The organism is Thalassobacterium sedimentorum (assembly GCF_031127905.1).
GTDB lineage: Bacteria > Verrucomicrobiota > Verrucomicrobiia > Opitutales > Coraliomargaritaceae > Thalassobacterium > Thalassobacterium sedimentorum.
Map to the genome: position 1 here is coordinate 253,170 of NZ_JARXIC010000002.1, position 19,542 is coordinate 272,711.

19 protein-coding genes and 1 tRNA gene are annotated in these 19,542 nt (G+C 50.8%); 13 read left to right on the top strand and 7 right to left on the bottom strand.

The features are described 5' to 3' along the window. Positions 1-8: 8 nt before the first annotated feature. The 4 genes from QEH59_RS02100 to rpmI form a co-directional block, all read right to left on the bottom strand. Entirely contained in the window at positions 9-821 is an 813-nt protein-coding gene (locus QEH59_RS02100) for a metal ABC transporter ATP-binding protein (RefSeq protein ID WP_308983709.1), read from the bottom strand. A 40-nt stretch (positions 822-861) separates the two neighbouring features. Beyond that, a complete protein-coding gene (locus QEH59_RS02105; protein ID WP_308983710.1) occupies positions 862-1,803 on the bottom strand; it encodes a metal ABC transporter solute-binding protein, Zn/Mn family in 942 nt (313 codons plus the stop codon). A 184-nt stretch (positions 1,804-1,987) separates the two neighbouring features. Next, the gene (gene rplT, locus QEH59_RS02110; RefSeq protein WP_308983711.1) at positions 1,988-2,347 is read right to left on the bottom strand and encodes a 50S ribosomal protein L20; all 360 of its coding nucleotides are present in this window, start codon (positions 2,345-2,347) and stop codon (positions 1,988-1,990) included. A gap of 114 nt (positions 2,348-2,461) precedes the next feature. Beyond that, positions 2,462-2,653, bottom strand: a complete 192-nt coding sequence (rpmI, locus tag QEH59_RS02115; RefSeq protein ID WP_155418040.1) for a 50S ribosomal protein L35 — start codon at positions 2,651-2,653, stop codon at positions 2,462-2,464. A 130-nt stretch (positions 2,654-2,783) separates the two neighbouring features. Between rpmI and QEH59_RS02120 the strand changes: the two genes are divergently transcribed. Further along, positions 2,784-3,533, top strand: coding sequence for a hypothetical protein (locus tag QEH59_RS02120; protein WP_308983712.1), 750 nt, complete (start codon positions 2,784-2,786; stop codon positions 3,531-3,533). 93 nt (positions 3,534-3,626) lie between these two features. Here the strand turns inward: QEH59_RS02120 and QEH59_RS02125 are convergent. From QEH59_RS02125 to QEH59_RS02135, 3 genes are all read right to left on the bottom strand, one after another. Beyond that, a tRNA-Gly gene (locus QEH59_RS02125) sits at positions 3,627-3,702 on the bottom strand. An 89-nt stretch (positions 3,703-3,791) separates the two neighbouring features. After that, positions 3,792-4,625 (bottom strand): PstS family phosphate ABC transporter substrate-binding protein, encoded by an 834-nt coding sequence (locus QEH59_RS02130; protein WP_308983713.1) that lies wholly within the window; start codon positions 4,623-4,625, stop codon positions 3,792-3,794. 130 nt (positions 4,626-4,755) lie between these two features. Next, positions 4,756-6,126: a sigma-54-dependent transcriptional regulator gene (locus QEH59_RS02135; RefSeq protein WP_308983714.1), complete on the bottom strand. Its 1,371-nt coding sequence runs from the start codon at positions 6,124-6,126 to the stop codon at positions 4,756-4,758. 116 nt (positions 6,127-6,242) lie between these two features. Here QEH59_RS02135 and QEH59_RS02140 point away from each other — a divergent pair, with 116 nt between their 5' ends. The 12 genes from QEH59_RS02140 (at position 6,243) to sufT (ending at position 19,369) form a co-directional block, all read left to right on the top strand. After that, a complete protein-coding gene (locus QEH59_RS02140) occupies positions 6,243-7,238 on the top strand; it encodes an AAA family ATPase (RefSeq protein ID WP_308983715.1) in 996 nt (331 codons plus the stop codon). Between the two features lie 67 nt (positions 7,239-7,305). Further along, entirely contained in the window at positions 7,306-8,211 is a 906-nt protein-coding gene (locus QEH59_RS02145; RefSeq protein ID WP_308983716.1) for a DUF58 domain-containing protein, read from the top strand. Between the two features lie 46 nt (positions 8,212-8,257). After that, a complete protein-coding gene (locus tag QEH59_RS02150) occupies positions 8,258-8,803 on the top strand; it encodes a DUF4381 family protein (protein ID WP_308983717.1) in 546 nt (181 codons plus the stop codon). Further along, a complete protein-coding gene (locus tag QEH59_RS02155) occupies positions 8,800-9,837 on the top strand; it encodes a vWA domain-containing protein (protein WP_308983718.1) in 1,038 nt (345 codons plus the stop codon). Before QEH59_RS02150 ends, QEH59_RS02155 begins: the two co-directional genes overlap by 4 nt. Beyond that, entirely contained in the window at positions 9,834-11,882 is a 2,049-nt protein-coding gene (locus QEH59_RS02160; protein WP_308983719.1) for a VWA domain-containing protein, read from the top strand. The genes QEH59_RS02155 and QEH59_RS02160 overlap by 4 nt, the downstream gene beginning before the upstream one ends. A 10-nt stretch (positions 11,883-11,892) precedes the next feature. Then, positions 11,893-13,710, top strand: a complete 1,818-nt coding sequence (locus QEH59_RS02165; RefSeq protein WP_308983720.1) for a BatD family protein — start codon at positions 11,893-11,895, stop codon at positions 13,708-13,710. Continuing rightward, positions 13,707-14,501 carry an SH3 domain-containing protein gene (locus QEH59_RS02170; protein WP_308983721.1) on the top strand — a complete coding sequence of 265 codons (795 nt, stop codon included), beginning with the start codon at positions 13,707-13,709 and terminating at the stop codon, positions 14,499-14,501. Before QEH59_RS02165 ends, QEH59_RS02170 begins: the two co-directional genes overlap by 4 nt. A gap of 222 nt (positions 14,502-14,723) precedes the next feature. Continuing rightward, positions 14,724-15,155 carry a Fur family transcriptional regulator gene (locus QEH59_RS02175; RefSeq protein WP_308983722.1) on the top strand — a complete coding sequence of 144 codons (432 nt, stop codon included), beginning with the start codon at positions 14,724-14,726 and terminating at the stop codon, positions 15,153-15,155. A 45-nt stretch (positions 15,156-15,200) separates the two neighbouring features. Beyond that, complete coding sequence (gene sufC, locus QEH59_RS02180) at positions 15,201-15,962, top strand: Fe-S cluster assembly ATPase SufC (protein ID WP_308983723.1); 762 nt, start codon at positions 15,201-15,203, stop codon at positions 15,960-15,962. Positions 15,963-15,989: 27 nt separating this feature from the next. After that, entirely contained in the window at positions 15,990-17,408 is a 1,419-nt protein-coding gene (gene sufB, locus QEH59_RS02185) for a Fe-S cluster assembly protein SufB (protein ID WP_308983724.1), read from the top strand. Positions 17,409-17,449: 41 nt separating this feature from the next. Then, entirely contained in the window at positions 17,450-18,751 is a 1,302-nt protein-coding gene (gene sufD / locus QEH59_RS02190; RefSeq protein WP_308983725.1) for a Fe-S cluster assembly protein SufD, read from the top strand. A gap of 78 nt (positions 18,752-18,829) precedes the next feature. After that, positions 18,830-19,369 carry a putative Fe-S cluster assembly protein SufT gene (gene sufT / locus QEH59_RS02195; RefSeq protein ID WP_308983726.1) on the top strand — a complete coding sequence of 180 codons (540 nt, stop codon included), beginning with the start codon at positions 18,830-18,832 and terminating at the stop codon, positions 19,367-19,369. Positions 19,370-19,542: the final 173 nt, after the last annotated feature.

Sequence of the window (19,542 nt, forward strand, 5' to 3'; positions counted from 1 at the left end):
TAATTAGATCAACGTGACTTCACAATTTCATTAGCCGCCTGGGTGAGCAGCGTTAATTTACCACCATAAGTACGACGCAGGTTTTCCTGTGTGAAGACCGACTCTGTCGGCCCCGCAGCAACGACGCGCATATTAAGTAAGACAGTCCAATCGAAATATTGTGGCACTGTCGCCAAATCATGGTGAACGACCAGTACTGTCTTACCGCGTCGCTGTAAATCCTTGAGCAATTCAACGATCGCACGCTCAGTAGCAGCATCCACTGCAGCAAAAGGCTCATCCATAAAATAAATGTCGGCATCCTGTACCAGAGCACGCGCCAAAAATGTCCGCTGCTGCTGACCACCTGACAATTGACTGATCTGGCGATGCGCGTAATCAGCCAACCCAACTCGCTCCAAAGCTTGCATTGAAAGCGCTTTCGAACGCTTGCTCACACGACGAAACCACCCCAATTGAGCATATGTGCCCATTGCGACCACATCCAAGGCACTCACTGGAAAATCCCAATCCACACTCTCACGCTGCGGCACATAACCGACCCGCTTGCGCTCTTTTTCATAAGACTGCCCGTAGATAATCACCTCACCTGAAGAACGCGGAATCAAATCTAAACAGGCCTTAATCAAAGTGCTCTTACCTGCACCATTCGGCCCAACAATACTGACTAACTTACCTTCCGGTATTGAAAGATCGATATCCCAAATCACCGGCTTACGGTGATAGGCCACCGTTAAATCACGAATCGTCAAAGGAATACGCTTCGGGTCGGCGAGGGCCTCATGGCCTGGAGAAGCTTGTTTGGAAACGGCATTAATCATAGCATGTGAACTTTAACTCCGACTCATAAGAAAAAAAACGCTACTGTCGAAACCCTTTCGCAGAGCCCCCCAAAGCATTGGTAATCGTCGTTACATTATGATCGATCATCCCGATATAGCTGCCCTCATAACTTCCCGCGGGCCCCATCGCATCGGAGAACAGAGACCCACCAATCACCACATCATGTCTGCGAGCACGGGCGCCTTCAACAAGTGCACGCACATTTTTATCTGCAACTGAGGTCTCGACGAACACTGCTGGAATCTGACGCTCAACTATGAAATCCACCAAATCCTCCAAATCACGCACACCAGCCTCCGATTCGGTGCTGACTCCCTGAATACCTCTGACTTCGATCCCGTAAGCACGGCCCAAATACTGAAATGCATCGTGTGCAGTCACCAAAACACGCTGGCCCTCCGGAATACTTGCTATCGCAGTTTTAGCATAAGCATCCAAAGCTTTCAACTGTTCAACATATGTAGCAGCGTTCGCTCGATATTCATCCGCATGCTCGGGATCGAAAGCAGCGAGAGTTTCCGCCACAACGGGCACGGCCCGCATCCAGCCCCCAACATCCATCCAGACATGCGGATCGGTATGCTCAGAACCATCCTCCCGATTCAACAAATAATCAGTGTCGTCAAGAATTGCCTCTGTCACCGCTTTGACTGGCTTACCTGTCGAAGCAACCCGCACCAACACGTCAGTCATCTTCCCCTCTAATAATAATCCATTATAAAAAACCACATCCGCCTGACTCAACGCGATCACATCGCCACGCGTTGGCTTATACAAATGAGGATCTACTCCTTCGCCAATAATCCCCTCCACCTGTGCGTAATCCCCAGCAACATTACGTACGATGTCTGTAATCATTCCCACGGTACAACGCACACGATATACTTCGGCCTGCTCCAATGTCATCGCAGCCCGTTCCGAATCCTCGACACATGCCACCAACCCAAAGCAACTGGACATGATTAATAAAAACAATAAGGAAGATTTATAAAAACACATACTTTGACCAATCAAAGTATGCAATTAAAACAATGTCAAGCGGCGAAGCCGTGAACCACACAGCAGAACCTTCAAAAGAAAAAGGCCGACTCCACACTGGAATCGGCCCTTCGAAAGCTATCTAGCTATTAGACTATACTCGAACTTAAGCAGCGTTAGCTGCCTTAGCCTTCTCAATCAAAGTCAAGAAAGCAGCTTCGTCATGAATCGCCAACTCAGAGAGCTGCTTACGATCCATCTCGATTCCCGCAGCTTTGATACCACGGATGAAACGGCTATAGTTAATGCCATTATTACGGCAAATCGCATTGATACGAACGATCCAGAGTTGACGGAACTCTGTCTTCTTTTTACGGCGGTCGCGATAAGCATAGACTTCAGCGCGATCGACGGCGTCTTTAGCGTAGCGGAAAAGACGTGATTTATTTCCGAAATAGCCTCTGGCTTTTTTCAGAACTTTTTTGCGACGAGCAAGCGTCGCGGGACCATTAGTGGCTCTAGGCATGTTGTGGTATCTCTCGTTTAGGTCGCTGCCGGGTCGCCCATTTTCATGTTACCCGGCTAGCGTGAGTTATAGTTGTTAAAACGTTTCGTTGGTGACTCAAGTAACTTAAGCAACTTAAGCGAAAGGCAAACCACGGATGAGGTTAGCACGTTGGCCAGGAGCGACCAATTTGCTACTACCTGCACGGCGGCGTTGCTTGACACTCTTGTTGCGAAGTAGGTGACGGTGCCCTGGCGTACGACGCAGGAGTTTACCGGTGCCTGTCTTCTTGAAGCGTTTTGCGATGGATTTGCGTGTTTTCTGCATGAGAAATAAGGAAAAGAGGAGGAAGACATAGCTTTCTCAATCGCTTGTAAAGGGGAAAAGCAGTTTTTTTCAGAAAGACAGCCTTCTACCAGCAAAGAAAGCTAGCACCTCTGAACAAAAACTCCTTGATGTGCCTTTCCTACACCTTGCTATTGAATTCCCCAGATCCACTGTTCAACGTGGCCCAATCGAAACAAACACATCAGTCCATAGCCCCGAAAGCCAGAGTCGCATCGTCGGCTCTACGGTCGGCCGCGTGCGCCGACTCTCTGGTTTCCAAAAGCATCATCACGTGCCTGAAGCACACAGCGATGCCGCTCAGAATTTTGTACGCAAGGCAGGACATCCCGACGTAAAGTCAGCAGCCGACACTCTCTATAGCGACATTCGCAGCCTCTTCGGCTACAGACGGCGCGAATTCAACTACAGCTGCGAAGATGGCTTCGCGTGGATAAAGACCCCGGACTTTGACCTGCAAATCAAAGTCGACCAATGCCCGGAGGATCCGAAAAATTACACAATGACCACTGAGATTGTCGCATTACACACCCAAAGTATCGCAGCCGATGAACGCCTACATCACTGCTTCACCTATCATTGCGACCAACTAATAGTCGATTTCGCCAGCCCCATCCAAGTTGACGACAAAATAGATATTCTGGAAGATATTCCAGAACTGGCGGAAGCACTCAGCTACGAGCCCGACGGCAGTGCCTTCGAACTCAAGCTACCTAAACTCGATCTCTTAATTCAGGTAGATGAATCGAGCATGGCCTTCAAACTACTGACTCTGCGCGACCTCGGCAAACTCCTCCACCACAGCCAAAAAGCCCTGGACATTCTGGCCAGCGCACAATTCGGGCTCCGCCTGCAGCAGTAACACCCCCAAGCTTTAGCGCAGCCCCTCCCCACAAAAGGCGAAGAAAACTACAAGAAAAAGGCCTCCGATCGAATCGGAGGCCTTTTAAGAAAATGGAGTGAGTGAAGAGGTTCGAACTCTCGACATCTACCTTGGCAAGGTAGTGCTCTACCAACTGAGCTACACTCACTTTTGTTGAAGAAGTCGGTAGAATCTATAACCGACTTCTTATGTCAATGCGTTTTTAGAAAAAAAATAAAAAAACCTCATTTTGCTCAATTATTCGAGATCCAGATCGATCAAAAGCTTGCGCCGAACCGTGTCGGGCAGCGCAATTAAATCATGACTACGAAGGCTTTCCGCCACCTGATCATCCAGCAATTCACGAATCACGGCACGTAATCTAGTTTCGTTGCGCTGATTAAAGGCGATATAAAAAGCCAGACGGATCGGATAATCGCCATAGTGCACATTATCATCAGTCGGGCCAAATGCAGGCGCATCTGAATCGGCTCCGGACGAGACCATCAATACTTTAACGCTACTCATCTTGGGCATACGTGAAAGTATAGCAATCGAAGCTGCATCCGTACGCAAAATATCTTCAACCTCAGAATTCTTAGCCATCCCTACGCTCGCCTTCATCGCACCTCCCTTGAATACACTATACTTAAATAGCTCGAGTGTAATACTCTCTTCACTGGTCCCGGCGATTGGCTTAATATTACGATTCCCCCAACCTGACAGCCCTAAATCCCCCCAGGTATTGAAGTTAAATTCTTCATTGGCTCCAAAAATACCACCGAGATGAGACAAGCTAATCTCATCAATTGGATTACTCTCATTCACTGCCACCACCGCAGCATCATAAGCGAAAGGATAAATGCTAAACTCCTCCCTAGGCACTTCGCTCCCCTCTGGCACTGCAATAATTGCCAAGTCGATCTCATCTGCCCGCAGACGGTCCAAAGCCGGAATACTTCCAATACTATCAATTACAAACTCGACCTCCTGCTCATCGCCATAAGCGTCAAGTGGAGTCTGTATGTATTCAGCAAGAAGATCAGAAGCGGCAATACGAATTTCTTCGGCCTGCACGGAAACCATCAGCATAAGTGGGAGTAATAGGAGCGTTTTGCCAAAATCCATGGTCAATCGTCGTTGTAGTATCTAAGGTATTTGTAAAAGACTGCCCCCATGTTGTGAATGCTACACATAGAGAGTCAAACTATAAGCGGCCCCGTTATTTTTGCACATCAAGCTCGGGCCACTGGATCAACTTCCGATGCAGTGTACGCCGACTAATGCCCATCAGCTCGGCAGCGTGAGTACGATTACCGCTGGCCTTAATCAAAGCATTCCTGAGTAAACGCTTCTCATTTTCCTCCCGACTTAACGTGGGACTACTACTCAAAGCTTGCGGCTCGGCAACATTCAACTCAACGGGACTGAAATACTTAGGATCCAGGTCATATTCCGTCACCTCATTCCCACGTTTAAGCACCACGGTATTTTCACAAAAATTACGCAACTCACGAATATTGCCAGGCCAACGGTACCCACGCAGCACCTCAATCGCATCAGAGCTCAGCTGCGGTGGAGGCAAATCATTTTCTTCCGCAAAATAATCGATATAATGGTTCAACAAAACCGGTAAATCCTCCTGGCGTTCACGCAGTGGTGGCAAATGAATCGTCACCACATTAAGCCGGTAGAGCAAATCCTCTCGAAACTCCCCACGCTTGACCATTTCTGCCAGATTTCGATTGGTGGCACATACCAGTCGGACATCCACCTGGACGGACTTCGAACTCCCTAAACGCTCAAAACTACGCGTCTCCAGAAAGCGCAGCAGCTTGACCTGTGTGGAGGCATCAATTTCACCGATTTCATCCAGGAACAAAGTTCCACCATCCGCAGCTTCAAAACGTCCAATGCGACGTTCAGTCGCCCCCGTATAGGCTCCCTTCTCATGCCCAAACAATTCACTCTCCAAAAGATTCGCCGCTAAAGCGGCACAGTGAATCGGCACAAAGGCCTGCCGCGCACGATTACTGTTCTGGTGAATCGCCTGCGCAATAAGCTCCTTACCGGTACCCGTCTCCCCTTCCAGCAAAACCGTGGCCCGCGAAGGAGCGACCAACTTAACTTTGTCCAATACATCAGTCAGACCAGACGAATTCCCGACAATACCATCAAAACTATATTTCTTATCCAAACGCTCATGCAAGACGACATTCTCTGCTTCAATCTGACGACTCTGGAGCGCACGCTTGATCAAAATTTCAAGCTTTTCCAAACTCACAGGCTTAGTCAAAAAATCAAAAGCTCCCCGACGCATTGCCTCCACCGCCGTTTCAACATTTCCGTAGGCCGTCATCATGATGCAAATCGGCCGATTGGGCAGCGCAATCGCGCGGTCAATCACCTTAAGTCCCGACTGCCCGGCCATGCGCAAATCAGTTAAGACCACATCAAAGATCTCAGCTTCCATTAAATTAAAGGCCTCTTCCGCCCCCGAAGCCATATAGACTTCATACTCATCTTCCAAAGCGAGACTCAGCCCCTCACGGGTGTTCTTCTCATCGTCTACAATTAATATAGTTGCTGGCATGTGAGACAATAAGACACATTCAATCAAACAATGCAATATTCTGATTGCAATGAAACCTATCACTTTCTCCTTTGTCAGTTTACCAGCCACCTAAAACGGCGTTTTATCTAAATACTATGAGCCAAGAGTCACACGCACCTATGATCGAAGAAAAACTCCAATCAGCGATTCAATGGATCCCAGCACTGCGCGAGGAGATTGCCCGCGTCATCGTCGGCCAGCACTATTTGGTCGACCGCTTACTGGTTGGATTACTTGCCAATGGCCACGTATTACTCGAAGGCGTCCCCGGACTCGCAAAAACCTTGAGTATCCGCACTCTAGCGACAGCTACTGCAGCTGATTTTAAGCGTATACAATTCACGCCGGACCTACTACCCGCCGACATCATCGGAACCCTCATCTACAGCCCCAAAGAAAACACCTTTCACACTCGCAAGGGTCCTATATTTGCCAATTTGATTTTAGCCGATGAAATCAATCGTGCCCCCGCTAAAGTCCAAAGCGCGCTACTTGAAGCAATGCAAGAACACCAGGTCACCATCGGCGACACCACCTACCCCCTGCCTGAGCCCTTCCTAGTACTCGCAACGGAAAATCCCATCGACCAAGAAGGCACCTACCCGCTACCGGAAGCACAGGTGGACCGCTTCATGCTCAAGCTCAAGGTTGGCTATCCTAGCAAAGCCGACGAACGAGCTATCTTGGACCGCATGTCCTCCACCGCCCCCAATTTGAGCGTCGATGCCGTGACCTCGCTGGAAGCAATCAGCGAAGCTCGAAAATTAGTCAACGAAGTGTTTGTCGACCCAAAGATCCGCGACTATATTGTCGATCTCATCCTCGCCACACGCGATCCCGCCCAATACAAACTCGAACTCGCACAATATATTCAATTCGGCGCTAGCCCCCGTGCGACAATTAGCCTCACGCTAGCTTCGAAAGCCTGGGCCCTAATGCAGGGGCGAGCCTACGTCATCCCCCAAGATGTCAAAGAAATTGGCATGGATGTACTGCGTCACCGCGTCATCCCTTCATACGAGGCCGAAGCAGAAGAAATCACCAGCGAAGAGCTCGTCAGCTCGATTTTCAATGCCGTGCCCGTGCCTTAAGCCCCACAAGGAATCCTGCATCACGCACATACGCCTCTACAATACCACTTCCACATAGCCGCATCCCGTGAACACAGCCGACATCATCAAAAAAGTACGTCGTCTCGAAATCCGCACGCGACGCCTCGTCACCGATTCAGTGACTGGAGCCTATTATAGCTCATTTAAAGGACGTGGCATGGACTTCGAAGAGGTGCGTGAATACGCAATCGGCGACGATGTGCGTACAATTGACTGGAACGTCTCAGCTAAAATGGATCGCCCCTTCGTCAAAGTCTTTCGGGAAGAGCGCGAACTCACCCTCATGCTCTTAGTCGATCTGAGTGCCTCTGGTGTATTCGGTTCCGTCGACCAGAGTAAGCGCGAACGCGCCGCCGAAATTGCCAGCGTAATCGCATTCTCCGCATCACAAAACAACGACAAAGTCGGTCTGCTACTCTATACCGACGAAGTCGAACACTACATCCCACCTAAAAAAGGCCGCCGCCACATTCTTCGCGTCATCCGGGACCTACTTTTCTACTCTCCGCGTGGAAAAGGTACACGGCACAAGGTTGCACTCGATTATCTCAATCGTGTGCAGCGCAGAAAATGCGTCATCTTCCTCCTTTCTGATTTCATGGAGAACGAGCACTCTCCACTCAACGCCAAGGACACAGCTCTGTACACCTCACTAGCACTGACACATCAACGTCACGATCTGGTTAGCATCGCACTCAGCGACCCTCGCGAATACGAGCTCCCGGAAGTGGGCCTGATCACTCTGGAAGACGCTGAAACTGGCGAATTAGTTGAAATAGACACCAGCAGCCGCAGCGTACGCGAACGCTACAAACAGCGCGCTCAAGAGCGCCGCATCGACTTCCAGACTAATATGCGCAAAAAAGGCCTCGACTGGATCGAAGCCCGCACTGACCAACCCTACCTGCCAGCTCTACGCCAATTATTCGCTCGTCGTGCCAGTCGCCACTAAGACTCATATATCCACATCGTAGCTCCCACCCATGTTTCTCGCGCAAATGCCAACCTCCGCTCCTCAACTACCGCCCCTTCCAGAAGGACCGGGACTTGATCGCGTGCGCGGCCCAATAGAGATTCCAACCCACGCCCCCTGGCCGATCGCACTCGCGATCGGCGTCGCCATTCTACTTATCGCTCTGCTACTTTGGCGCTTACTACGTGCCCGTCGCTCGCGAAACGTAGCGCCCGCCCCCTACGAAGCCGCAATTGCAGAACTTGAGGTGGCCACGCAGCTCACAAACGACGACCACGAACGCTTTGCCATTCTTAGCTCCCAAGCGCTCCGCCGCTACCTCGAAAACGGCCTGGGCCTACGCTTCAATGCACGTACCAGCGAAGAGTTCCTCCACGATTTAAAAGATAACCCGACATTCGACCCAAATTTCCACCAGACACTCAGCGAAGTGCTCACCACCCTCGACCAAATAAAATTTGCTCAACACGCACTCGATACAGAAGCCCGCAGACAACTATCCAACCAGATACATCAATTGATTGATCAGGCACATTCACTCGCCCGGCAACAGGAAGGAGCGCCCGCATGAGTTTCTTTCAGTTCGACGATCCGATCTTTTTGTTGTTACTCGTCTCCATCCCGATACTGGCTTGGTGGGCCGGACGCATGGGCCCTGAAGCCGCAGTCCGATTCTCCAGTATTTCACTAGTCAAGGAGATCTGCCAGAATCGACATAGTCGTCCGGGAAAATTTCTATTTGGACTCCGTTTATTAGCTCTAATTGCATTCATCACTGCGCTCGCCCGCCCACAAATCGGCCGCATGAATGATAGCACAGAAGCCGAAGGCATCGACATTGTTGTCACACTGGATTTATCTGGCTCAATGCGGGCGCTCGACCTCTCGACACGAGACGATGTGGTCACACGCTTAGACGCTGCCAAACGCGTGGTCGACAGTTTTATCGACAAGCGCAGCTACGACCGTATCGGGCTGGTCGCATTTGCCGCCAACGCTTACGTAGTAAGCCCGCTCACTCTCAACCACGACTGGCTCAAACGTAATTTAAAACGGCTTGAACTCGGCGAGATTGACGGTGGAGGCACTGCGATTGGGACTGCGCTCGGAGCCAGCGTTAATCGACTGCGCGACCATGAAGCCCGCAGTCGTATAGTCATTTTGCTAACTGATGGAGAAAACAACGCCGGAGCCGTCTCCCCCATCGCAGCCGCTGAAGTAGCCAAAACCTTAGCCGTCAAAGTCTACACTATCGCAACTGGCAAAAAAGGACGCGTCCCGATTCCGGAAACAGATCGCAACGGTCGAATCCTGCGCGACCCAAACGGTGCCCCCGTGTATCGTGGTCGCAGCGATATTTCAAACTATGACGAAAGCGAATTAACCCAAATCGCAGAATTAACAGGCGGACGTTTTTTCAACGCCACTCAGGACGGAGATTTAGAGCGAATCTACGACGAAATTGATCAACTGGAAACTACCGAGATTGAACTGCGCTCATATGCGACTTTCACCGAATTATTCATATGGCCCGCCAGCTTGGGCCTAATGCTACTCGCACTCGAACAGCTTCTCCGTAACACCCGCTACCGCCGACTACCATGAGTTTTGAAGAACCAATTTGGCTCAGCCTGACACCACTGGTATGCCTGCTATTTGCAGCGATTCTTGCCTATGGCTTCCGCCGACGCGACGCCCTGCTCAGTCGCTTCGCCGCAAGCCGCTTGCTCGAACAACTTACAGAACAAGCCAGCCTAAGCAGAACATGGATTAAAAGCACCAGCATTCTACTCGCAGTGCTCGCGATCGGCATCGCCCTGTCGCGCCCACAACTGGGCGTCGAATGGTCAGAGCGAAAAGCACGTGGACTGGACATCGTATTCGTGCTCGACAGCTCGAAAAGTATGCTGGCAACCGATCTGCGACCAACTCGCTTGGACCGCGCCAAACTTGCCATTATCGACCTGCTCGAACGCCTCGAAAGCGACCGCATCGGACTCGTCGCCTTTGCAGGCCAGGCTTTCTTACAAACACCTCCCACTCTGGATTACTCCGCCTTTCGAGAAAGCTTGGATGCAATCGACCCAGGCATCATGACGAGCGGCGGGAGCGACTTAGGCAATGCAATCAAAGAAGCCGCCGAAGCCTTTCCAACTGAAAGTAATGTTAAAGTCGTGGTGCTCCTCACTGACGGTGAAGACCTGGGCGGCCATGCAACACAGGCTGCCGAAGCGGCCCAAGAAGATGGCATCCAAGTTTTCGCCATCGGCATCGGCACACCAGAAGGCGAATACTTAAAAATACGCAACCAACAAGGCATCGAAGAATATGTTCGCGATGCCGACGGCCAACCCGTACGCAGCCAGCTCGACGAAGATACGCTACAACAAATCGCACATGCAACTGGCGGCAGCTACAGTCGCCTCAGCAGCGCATCCCTCGACCAGCTCTATCGTTCCGTCATCGCCACTCTCCCGCGCGAAGAACGCGCATCCGAACTACAGGAAATACGAATCGAACGCTTCCAGTGGCCTCTGTTCATTGCAGTCGCCCTACTTGTAATGGAAATTCTAATACGACGTCGACGCAGCGTACACATTCATGCCAACCTAATATTACTGTCTCTATTGCTGGCGACAACAACAGAGACTCAAGCGCAAGTAGACTCTCCAACGGAGCCCCTAAGCCCTGCGAAAACGGAACAACCCACCGACGCTCGCAATATATATAATGCAGCCTACGATGCACTGACAGCAGGCGACTATGAAAGCGCCATTCGCGACTACCAAACCGCGATCGCCCACACCGATGATCTCATGCTACAACGCGATGCGCTGTATAATCTGGGATACGCCACCTATCAACAAGGCCGTAGCAGCTATAAGTCTGGCGACCCTCAAACCGCACTCGAACAAATCAAAAAAGCGGAAACATTGTATCAATCTGCCCAAGAAATCGACCCCGAGGATACTTCCATCCAACAAGACCTCGAACAAATCACAGCAGTCAGAGAGGCCATTGAAAAGCTAATCGAAGAGCAACAGCAACAGGACGACTCATCCCAAGACTCCGACAAATCCGATCAGCAAGATCAACAAGATCAACAAGATCAAGAATCCCAAGAAAATCAAAGCTCGGATCAAGATCAGAACGAATCCCAGGAAAAGGATCAGCAGGATTCCCAGCAAGATGATCAGGCCCAACAATCACAGGACTCGCAACAATCCCAACAAGGCGACCAATCCCAACAAACTGATCAATCTCAGCAAGACCAACAAAGCGATTCAAACCAAGCAGAGGACTCACAACAACCTCAGGATGGCTCCGAAACCGCGCCCGACTCCGAAAGCAATCCAGCACAAAGTGCCGAGCAAGAATCCACACAGGACCCCGTGGACGACATTCCACAGCCACAACCGGACGAAGAAAGCGCGGAGCAGGATCAGTCAGCCAGCGCCTCCGAATCGGCCGGAGACGCAGCAGACCAAGAAGGTCAAAACCTTGCCGGCGCCCCCAGCGATGAACACATCCAAGGTATGTCAGAAGCCGAAGCGGCCGCTCTACTGGACTCTCTGCGCGGCAAAGAAACCCTCCTGCCCTTTATCGACCAATCTCGTCGCGGACACCAAAACGATCTTCGCGACTGGTAATCTTTCAGCTATGTATCGACTTCAGTTATTGACTTCCATCTTCCTCACACTGCTGACGCTTACAGCCTCAGCCGATATCAGTGTCAGCGCAATCTTTAATCCACCACGTGTAGCCATGGGCGACAAATCACAATATGTCGTCGAGATTAAAGAAACCGACAACACCCGCCAACCTCAAATCGAACGTGTCACCGGCCTCCCCATCCCACAATCCGGAGGGCTGGAGCTGAGCAATGGCCGGACCTCCACCAGCCAGCAGACCAGTATCATCAACGGCGCTGCCGAGTATAGCGTCACTCAAAAACTCATTATCGATGCCAAACCACCTCGTATTGGTACATTCACAATACCTAGCTATGTATTTGAATATAAGGGAGAAAACTATCGTGTTCCAGCAGCGACGCTTGAAACAGTTGAACGCCCGGCAGACGCAGGCCCCACCACCGACGAACTCATCTTTCTCAAAACAAATACACCCGAGCATCTGTATGTAGGGCAAACGACCCCAATCGAGCTCAAGCTTTATATATCCGAAGAGGTCCGTCTAACAGGCCTCAACAGCTTTGATCGCAGCGCAGATGGCTTCACAATCAGCGACCTCCCAGACAGCAAAGAGACGGTCGAAATCGTCAAAGGACGTCGCTATCGAGTACTCAATTGGCCACTCTCAATCACCCCAATTCAAACAGGGCAGCAGGATCTTAATTTTCAGTTCACAGTCTCTGCCAGTGTTCCCAGCCAGAGCAACCGGCGTGACCCATTTGGCGGGCGCGGATTTGGCAGCAGTCTCTTCGACGATCTATTCGGACAAAATGAACGCTTCACCGTTTACACAGAGCCGACCCAAATTGACGTGCGTGCACTGCCTTCCGAAGATCAACCGCACAGCTTTTCAGGTGCCATCGGCGATTTTAGTATGCAAGTCTCAACCGACCGCGACCAGACCCAAACTGGCGAACCAATTATGCTCTCAGTCGAGATCTCCGGCAAGGGCAATTTTGATCGCATTAGTGGCCCAACGATTCCCGCAACTGATGATTGGCGTAACTATGATCCGGAATCCCAATTCCTGCCCCACTCTCCGGACAATACACTTCGCGGCACCAAACGTTTCGACTATGTAATGATCCCCAATCAATCCGGAAACATCGAAATCCCAGAAATTCGCTTCGCCTACTTTGATGCCGAAGCCCAACGCTATACAGAGCTCAGCTCACCTACAATTCCCATCGAAGTCAGTCCCTCGGATATACCAACAATCGCCCCGGCAACCAGTCACCTGCCTAGTCCAGCGACAACGACAACCGCCCAGCCGCTACAAAAGGAACTCAGCATGGAAGAAGCGTTACTCACGCTGGATTATCGCCCCAAACACAGCTATCGTCTGGACACCACAGCAGCAACAGAGAGTATTTATTGGATCATCAACGCCGCCATAGCTATCGCGCTCAGCTGTGCCGCATTGCTACTACGTCACCGACGACGCCTCAGGGATGATAACAGCTACGCCGCCCATTATAAAGCCAAACAAGAGCTACGCGCGGTCTCAAAGTCCGCTCAACAAGCAGCAGACGCCGATCACTTTTATGCCAACGCGCAAAATGCAGTTCGACTCGCCACCAGCTGTCGTAGCCAGCAAAATTATCGCACCGCCAATATCGACGAACTTACACAGGCACTCAAACAAGCAAATGTTGACGATACAATCATCGAACTCACACAGGAGCTCTTCAAAACTGCAGATGCTCAGCGCTTCGCAGGCACCCGATCCACAAGCTCTCTCTCCTCTGCCAAGAACCAATTGGAAAGGATTTTGAAAGCACTATGAACTTATTAAGAAAATCAGCTAGCGATGCCGCATACTCCGCTAGCCCGCGGCGAATCAACCTATTTTTAAAAATCCCCAAATTCATTCTACTGTATTTGAGCGCGCTAGCTGCCCCATGGCTGACTTTACATGCAGATAATTTTGAGGACGGTGTCAAAGCCTACCATCAATCCGACTACCAAGAAGCGGCCTCAGCATTTGAACGCAGCCTGTCACAGATGGAAAGCGCCGCTGCACACCATAACCTAGCGCTCAGCCTCTACCAACAGCAGCGCCCCGCCGAAGCAATTTGGCAACTCGAACGCGCTGTTCGCCTCAGCCCTGCCAACAAAAACTATCTATTCAAACTGGGCGCCCTCCGGCAGCAACTAGGCCTCTATCAACAAACGACGACTTGGTGGCAAATAGCTTCCAATAGCTTATCCCAGCGCAGCTGGATTTACATCGCAAGCGTATGCTTCTGGATTATAATTGCTGCCATCCTCTTACCCTATATGGCAGGCCGTAAACCTCGAATCCTACTGAAGCTTTGCATCAGCTTCGCTGCCATCGCACTCGCATTGAGCAGTGCCGCCCTCGTCATTCAAAGCACACGGCTGGTATCTGGAGTCATTATAAGCAACTCCCCGGTCTCGCTGCATCACGCCCCAGCAAGCGCAGCCCCCGAAGCCGGCATCGCACGCCCAGGCGAACGTGCCCAAATCCTGGATCAGCACAATCAATTCCTAAAAATACAGACCGAAGCCGACATCACCGGCTGGATTCATAGCAAATCGCTTCGCCAGCTATAGACTTGCTGACACAGTTGCCCCGCAGATCGCGAATGCACAACTGGCCAAGCTCGCGGCTCATCCGACTGACATAAGCAATGATTCATGGCAGCAGCCGCGCTAATAATATTTAGAATAATTCCAATTATTGCTTGAATTCGTACTCAATCGAGTTCTATTGCTACTTGGTCTCATTATTCAAGCGATGTAGACATCCACTTTCTCGGCCATCAATCCTCCTACATGCAACTCGAACCACAGTATAAAGAACTGCTAGACACAGCCTTGGAAGGCAGTGGTCAACGTGCAACCAAACAGCGCGAGCATGTTTATGCACTGCTTTTGCAGAAACGTGACCATCCGACTGCAGACGAAATTTATGCACGGGCGCGCTCCGAAATGCCGACCATCTCACTGGCAACGGTCTACAATTGTTTAGAAACATTGGTCGAAACGAAATTAATTCGCCAAGTGAATTTCGAACGAGAACCGACTCGATACTGCCCAAACTTAACACAGCACGCACATTTTTACTGCCGTGAAAGCGGTGAAATCGTCGATATTGAACTGTCCGATCAACTCATCGGTGAACTCATGAAAGTGCTCCCTAAAGGATTTTCCGCCCAGCACATCGACATCGCCTACGACGGCAAATGTAACCACTGCCACGACTAAACACAGCTCTTTACACAACCAAAAACTCTAACTTAACACCGAAAAATGAACACACTCGAAATTAAGAATCTAAATGTCTCCATTGATGGCCAAGCCATCCTCAAAGACTTCAGTCTGACGATCCCGAAAGGCGAAGTGCATGCGCTGATGGGGCCCAACGGCACCGGTAAAAGCACCTTGGCCAAAGTCATGGCTGGACACGAAGACTATACAGTCGAGAGCGGTGAAATCTTATTGGATGGCGAAAGTATCCTCGGCAAAGAGGCGGACGAAATTTCCCACGCAGGCCTATTTCTGGCCTTTCAATACCCGATGGAAATACCCGGCGTCAGTATTGCCAACTTCATCCGTGCGGCCCGCCAGGCACGACTGCCAGAAGGCGAAGATATCAATGCTGTCGAGTATTATAAAGAGCTCTACGCTCAAATGGACTCATTAAAAATGGATCGCAAATTCACTGCACGTTCCCTCAATGAAGGCTTCTCCGGAGGTGAGAAAAAACGCTGTGAGATCCTACAAATGGCCATGCTGTCTCCCAAGTATTGCGTCATGGATGAGACCGATTCCGGTCTGGATATCGATGCCTTGCGCATCGTGTCTGAAGGCGTCAATCACATGCGAAGCGACGAGCGTGGCTTCCTGGTAATCACCCACTATCAACGTCTACTCGACTACATCGTACCTGATGTCGTTCACGTCATGTTCGACGGTCGCATTGTACACAGCGGCGATAAAGAACTGGCCAAAGAGCTTGAGAGCAAGGGCTACGACTGGGTCAAAGACGAATTCGTCAGCGCCAGCGCGTAAACCAACTAATCATTAATCGCTAACATTATGAGTGAACTTACAGAACAAGACGAAGCGATCCAGGTCGATACCGAGAAGGGCAACTTCAAGTATCCGGAAAACTACGAGTTCGATGCCGGTATCGGCTTGAACGAAGAAACAGTACGCTACATTTCAAAGGTTAAAGAAGAAGACCCTTGGATTCTCGATTTCCGCCTCAAAGCATTGGAAATTTTTAATAAAAAACCAATGCCCACCCAATGGGCCGACAAGGATCTCGAGAATATACATTTCGACGAAATCCGCTACTACCTATCCAAGGGGCAGGTACCTGCACGTTCCTGGGACGACGTTCCCGATGATGTAAAAGAAACTTTCGAACGACTGGGGATCCCTGAGCAGGAGCGCAAATTCCTCGCGGGCGTCGAAGCACAATTTGACTCGGAAGCCTCCTACTCCCGCATGAAGGAGGACTTGGAAAAAGAGGGCGTCATCTTTGTCGGCTCCACTGAAGGCCTAGCCAAGTATCCTGAAATCTTCAAACCTTACTTCGGCAAGGTCATTCCAACTGCAGACAACAAGTTTTCCGCACTCAACAGTGCCACCTTCTCTGGTGGTAGTTTCATCTACGTGCCCAAAGGCGTCAAACTCAAGCAACCACTGCAAGCCTACTTCCGAATTAACGCAGAGAATTTTGGACAATTTGAACGCACACTGATCATTGCCGACGAAGGTGCCGAAATCACCTACATGGAAGGCTGCACAGCGCCGAAATTCGAAACTGCAACTTTACACAGTGCAGTAGTCGAACTAGTAGCCCTCAAGGGTGCCAAGATTCAGTATATCACCGTGCAAAACTGGTCTTCCAACGTGTTCAACCTGGTAACCAAGCGTGGCATGGCTGACGAAGGCGCCGAAGTTAAGTGGATTGACTGCAATATCGGCTCGCGCCTGACAATGAAGTACCCTGGAGTGGTCCTGAAGGGAAAGGGAGCCCGCGGTGAAGTACTCTCAATCGCACTCGCCAACGATGGTCAACACCAAGACACCGGAGCCAAAATGATGCACCTGGCGGACAATACCACCAGCAATATCATCTCAAAGTCAATTTCGATTGGTAAAGGGCGCTCCACCTACCGCGGTCAAGTGCACATGCCAAAGCACCTCAGGAATTGTAAGAACAATACCGAATGTGATGCTCTGTTGATCAACACCAACAGCCGAACCGACACCTACCCGGCGATCACCACCCGCGGTCAGAACAACACCGTACAACACGAGGCCAGCGTATCCAAAGTCAGCGCCGAGCAAATCTTCTACATGATGCAACGCGGCTTATCTGAAGGCGAAGCAATGAGCCTGGCAGTCAACGGCTTTGTTAACGACTTAATGAAGGCTTTCCCGATGGAATACTCGGTCGAACTCAAGCGGCTCATCGATATGGAAATGGAAGGCTCGGTCGGATAAGCCCGCCGTACCGACATGGAACGCTCAACTTAGAACTTAGAATGAACAGCACTTTGGAAACAGCAAACGAACACCTCTCGGCGAACGAGCCTAGCTGGCTGGCTGAACGCCGCGCAGCCGGACTCGACCGATTCAAAAATCTCGCCATGCCCACCGCTCGCGACGAAGCCTGGCGCTTTGCCAGTGTGGGCAAACTCAGCATCGACAATTTCAATCCTGTCGCGGCTCCCGCCAGTACCACACTCGACGCACTGACCGAGCGCTCTGAACTGGTCACTACCCGCGCAGGCCGTAGTGTCTATGTTGACGATGCGCCTGCAAATTTTGAAGGCGTCAGCCCCGAGCTACTTGCTCAAGGCGTCGTCTACCTGCCGCTCGCCGAAGCCATCGAGCAACACCCAGAGCTCTTGAAAAAATACTTCCTGAAGGAATCAACTGAACTAGGTTCGGAAAAATTCTTCGGATTGCACGCTGCCACCGTAAAAGCTGGCTCCCTGCTGTATGTACCCAAAGGAGTCGAAATTGCAGAGCCCTTCGTAAACTACTACTGGACCAGTGCGACTCGCTCAGCAGTATTCCCGCACACCTTGATTATCGCAGAAGACAATTCAAAGGTATCCGTGGTTGATCTGTTCTTCTCCGAGACTGACGCGAACGAAGCGCTCAACATCTCGGTGTCGAATATTCATGCAGGCGCCAATGCACACGTTTTCCGCAAAATCGTACAAGACTGGAACGAGAAGACCGTTTCCTTCCAGCTGGACACCACAGTCGCTGAACGTGATGCACAGGTACAGAATGTGGCGGTCAATATCGGCGCCGAACGCGCCCGCTTTGAAAGCCAAACACGCATCGAAGGCCCGGGTGCGGATGTGAAAATGTATTCACTCACCGTCGCCGAAGAAACCCAGGAATTCGACCAACGCACCTATCAGACGCACAACGCCCCCAACGCAGTCTCTGACCTACTGTATAAAAATGCGCTGTTAAACAACGCACGTAGCATTTTTTCCGGTTTGATCAAAGTGGCTGAAGGTGCTCAACAAACGGATGCATACCAGACAAATCGCAATCTACTATTGGACCCCACAGCTGAGGCCAACGCCCTGCCCGGACTTGAGATTCTGGCGAATGATGTGCGCTGCTCCCACGGAGCCACCACTGGCAATGTCGATGAAGCCGAACTGTTCTATATGATGCAGCGTGGGATTTCTCGCCGAGTCGCCATGCAGTTAATGGTATTCGGCTTTTTTGAGGAAATCATTGAAAAAATCGACAATGACGAACTCGCAGAAAATTTACGTCAATTGATTCACAAAAAATTTGAATCGAAAATCAAATAGAGGAATTTGTTGGAATCTTTCCGTTAGGCGCATATAAAAAATATCGAGCGCCCGATGGCGGCTCCCAATCTTAGAACCATGGACGAACAACGCACACTCACCCGCGAAGTCGAGGCCACACTCATCCCACAAGGCACCCCGATGAGCTTACCCGAAGGCGAGATGGTCACCATCACACACCGACTCGGCGGCAACTTCACTGTCATGACGCATAACGGCATGTTTCGCATCAAGGGCGTCGATGGAGACGCCCTGGGTGAAGACGTCACCGAAGCCGATCAAGCCGATCAGGATCACGATGGACCTCCAGAACAAGACGCACTTTGGGACGCACTCAAAAAAGTATTCGACCCCGAAATACCGGTCAACATTGTCGACCTTGGGCTGGTTTACTCGCTCGAGACAAAGGAACGTCTTGAAGGTGGCCATAAGATTGACATGGACATGACTCTGACCGCCCCTGGTTGCGGAATGGGACCAGCCATTGCCGAGGATGCCAAAGGTCAACTCGAACGCGTGCCCGGAGTCAGTGAAGCCGAAGTCAACATCGTCTGGGACCCACCCTGGAACCAAGATATGATCACTGAAGAAGGGAAGATGGTGCTGGGGCTGATTTAACAGCTGCCGCACCCAAAATGTATTTTCAAAGCGGAACGTGAAAACGTTCCGCTTTTTTGTGTACAATTGATGCTTCTTATACCTTTTAACATAAACATTGCGCATTCTGATGGAGTGGTCATGTTCATTGCATGGCAAACCGCAAACTAGGAACTCAAGCCGATCGCCAGCGC

Excerpts from the sequence above, each read along its gene's own strand:
- QEH59_RS02100 (WP_308983709.1), bottom strand. The coding sequence starts at position 821 with ATGATTAATGCCGTTTCCAAACAAGCTTCTCCAGGCCATGAGGCCCTC.
- QEH59_RS02105 (WP_308983710.1), bottom strand. The coding sequence starts at position 1,803 with ATGTCCAGTTGCTTTGGGTTGGTGGCATGTGTCGAGGATTCGGAACGG.
- rplT (WP_308983711.1), bottom strand. The coding sequence starts at position 2,347 with ATGCCTAGAGCCACTAATGGTCCCGCGACGCTTGCTCGTCGCAAAAAA.
- rpmI (WP_155418040.1), bottom strand. The coding sequence starts at position 2,653 with ATGCAGAAAACACGCAAATCCATCGCAAAACGCTTCAAGAAGACAGGC.
- QEH59_RS02130 (WP_308983713.1), bottom strand. The coding sequence starts at position 4,625 with ATGCTGATGGTTTCCGTGCAGGCCGAAGAAATTCGTATTGCCGCTTCT.
- QEH59_RS02135 (WP_308983714.1), bottom strand. The coding sequence starts at position 6,126 with ATGCCAGCAACTATATTAATTGTAGACGATGAGAAGAACACCCGTGAG.
- QEH59_RS02140 (WP_308983715.1), top strand. The coding sequence starts at position 6,243 with ATGAGCCAAGAGTCACACGCACCTATGATCGAAGAAAAACTCCAATCA.
- QEH59_RS02150 (WP_308983717.1), top strand. The coding sequence starts at position 8,258 with ATGCCAACCTCCGCTCCTCAACTACCGCCCCTTCCAGAAGGACCGGGA.
- QEH59_RS02155 (WP_308983718.1), top strand. The coding sequence starts at position 8,800 with ATGAGTTTCTTTCAGTTCGACGATCCGATCTTTTTGTTGTTACTCGTC.
- QEH59_RS02160 (WP_308983719.1), top strand. The coding sequence starts at position 9,834 with ATGAGTTTTGAAGAACCAATTTGGCTCAGCCTGACACCACTGGTATGC.
- QEH59_RS02165 (WP_308983720.1), top strand. The coding sequence starts at position 11,893 with ATGTATCGACTTCAGTTATTGACTTCCATCTTCCTCACACTGCTGACG.
- QEH59_RS02170 (WP_308983721.1), top strand. The coding sequence starts at position 13,707 with ATGAACTTATTAAGAAAATCAGCTAGCGATGCCGCATACTCCGCTAGC.
- QEH59_RS02175 (WP_308983722.1), top strand. The coding sequence starts at position 14,724 with ATGCAACTCGAACCACAGTATAAAGAACTGCTAGACACAGCCTTGGAA.
- sufC (WP_308983723.1), top strand. The coding sequence starts at position 15,201 with ATGAACACACTCGAAATTAAGAATCTAAATGTCTCCATTGATGGCCAA.
- sufB (WP_308983724.1), top strand. The coding sequence starts at position 15,990 with ATGAGTGAACTTACAGAACAAGACGAAGCGATCCAGGTCGATACCGAG.
- sufD (WP_308983725.1), top strand. The coding sequence starts at position 17,450 with ATGAACAGCACTTTGGAAACAGCAAACGAACACCTCTCGGCGAACGAG.
- sufT (WP_308983726.1), top strand. The coding sequence starts at position 18,830 with ATGGACGAACAACGCACACTCACCCGCGAAGTCGAGGCCACACTCATC.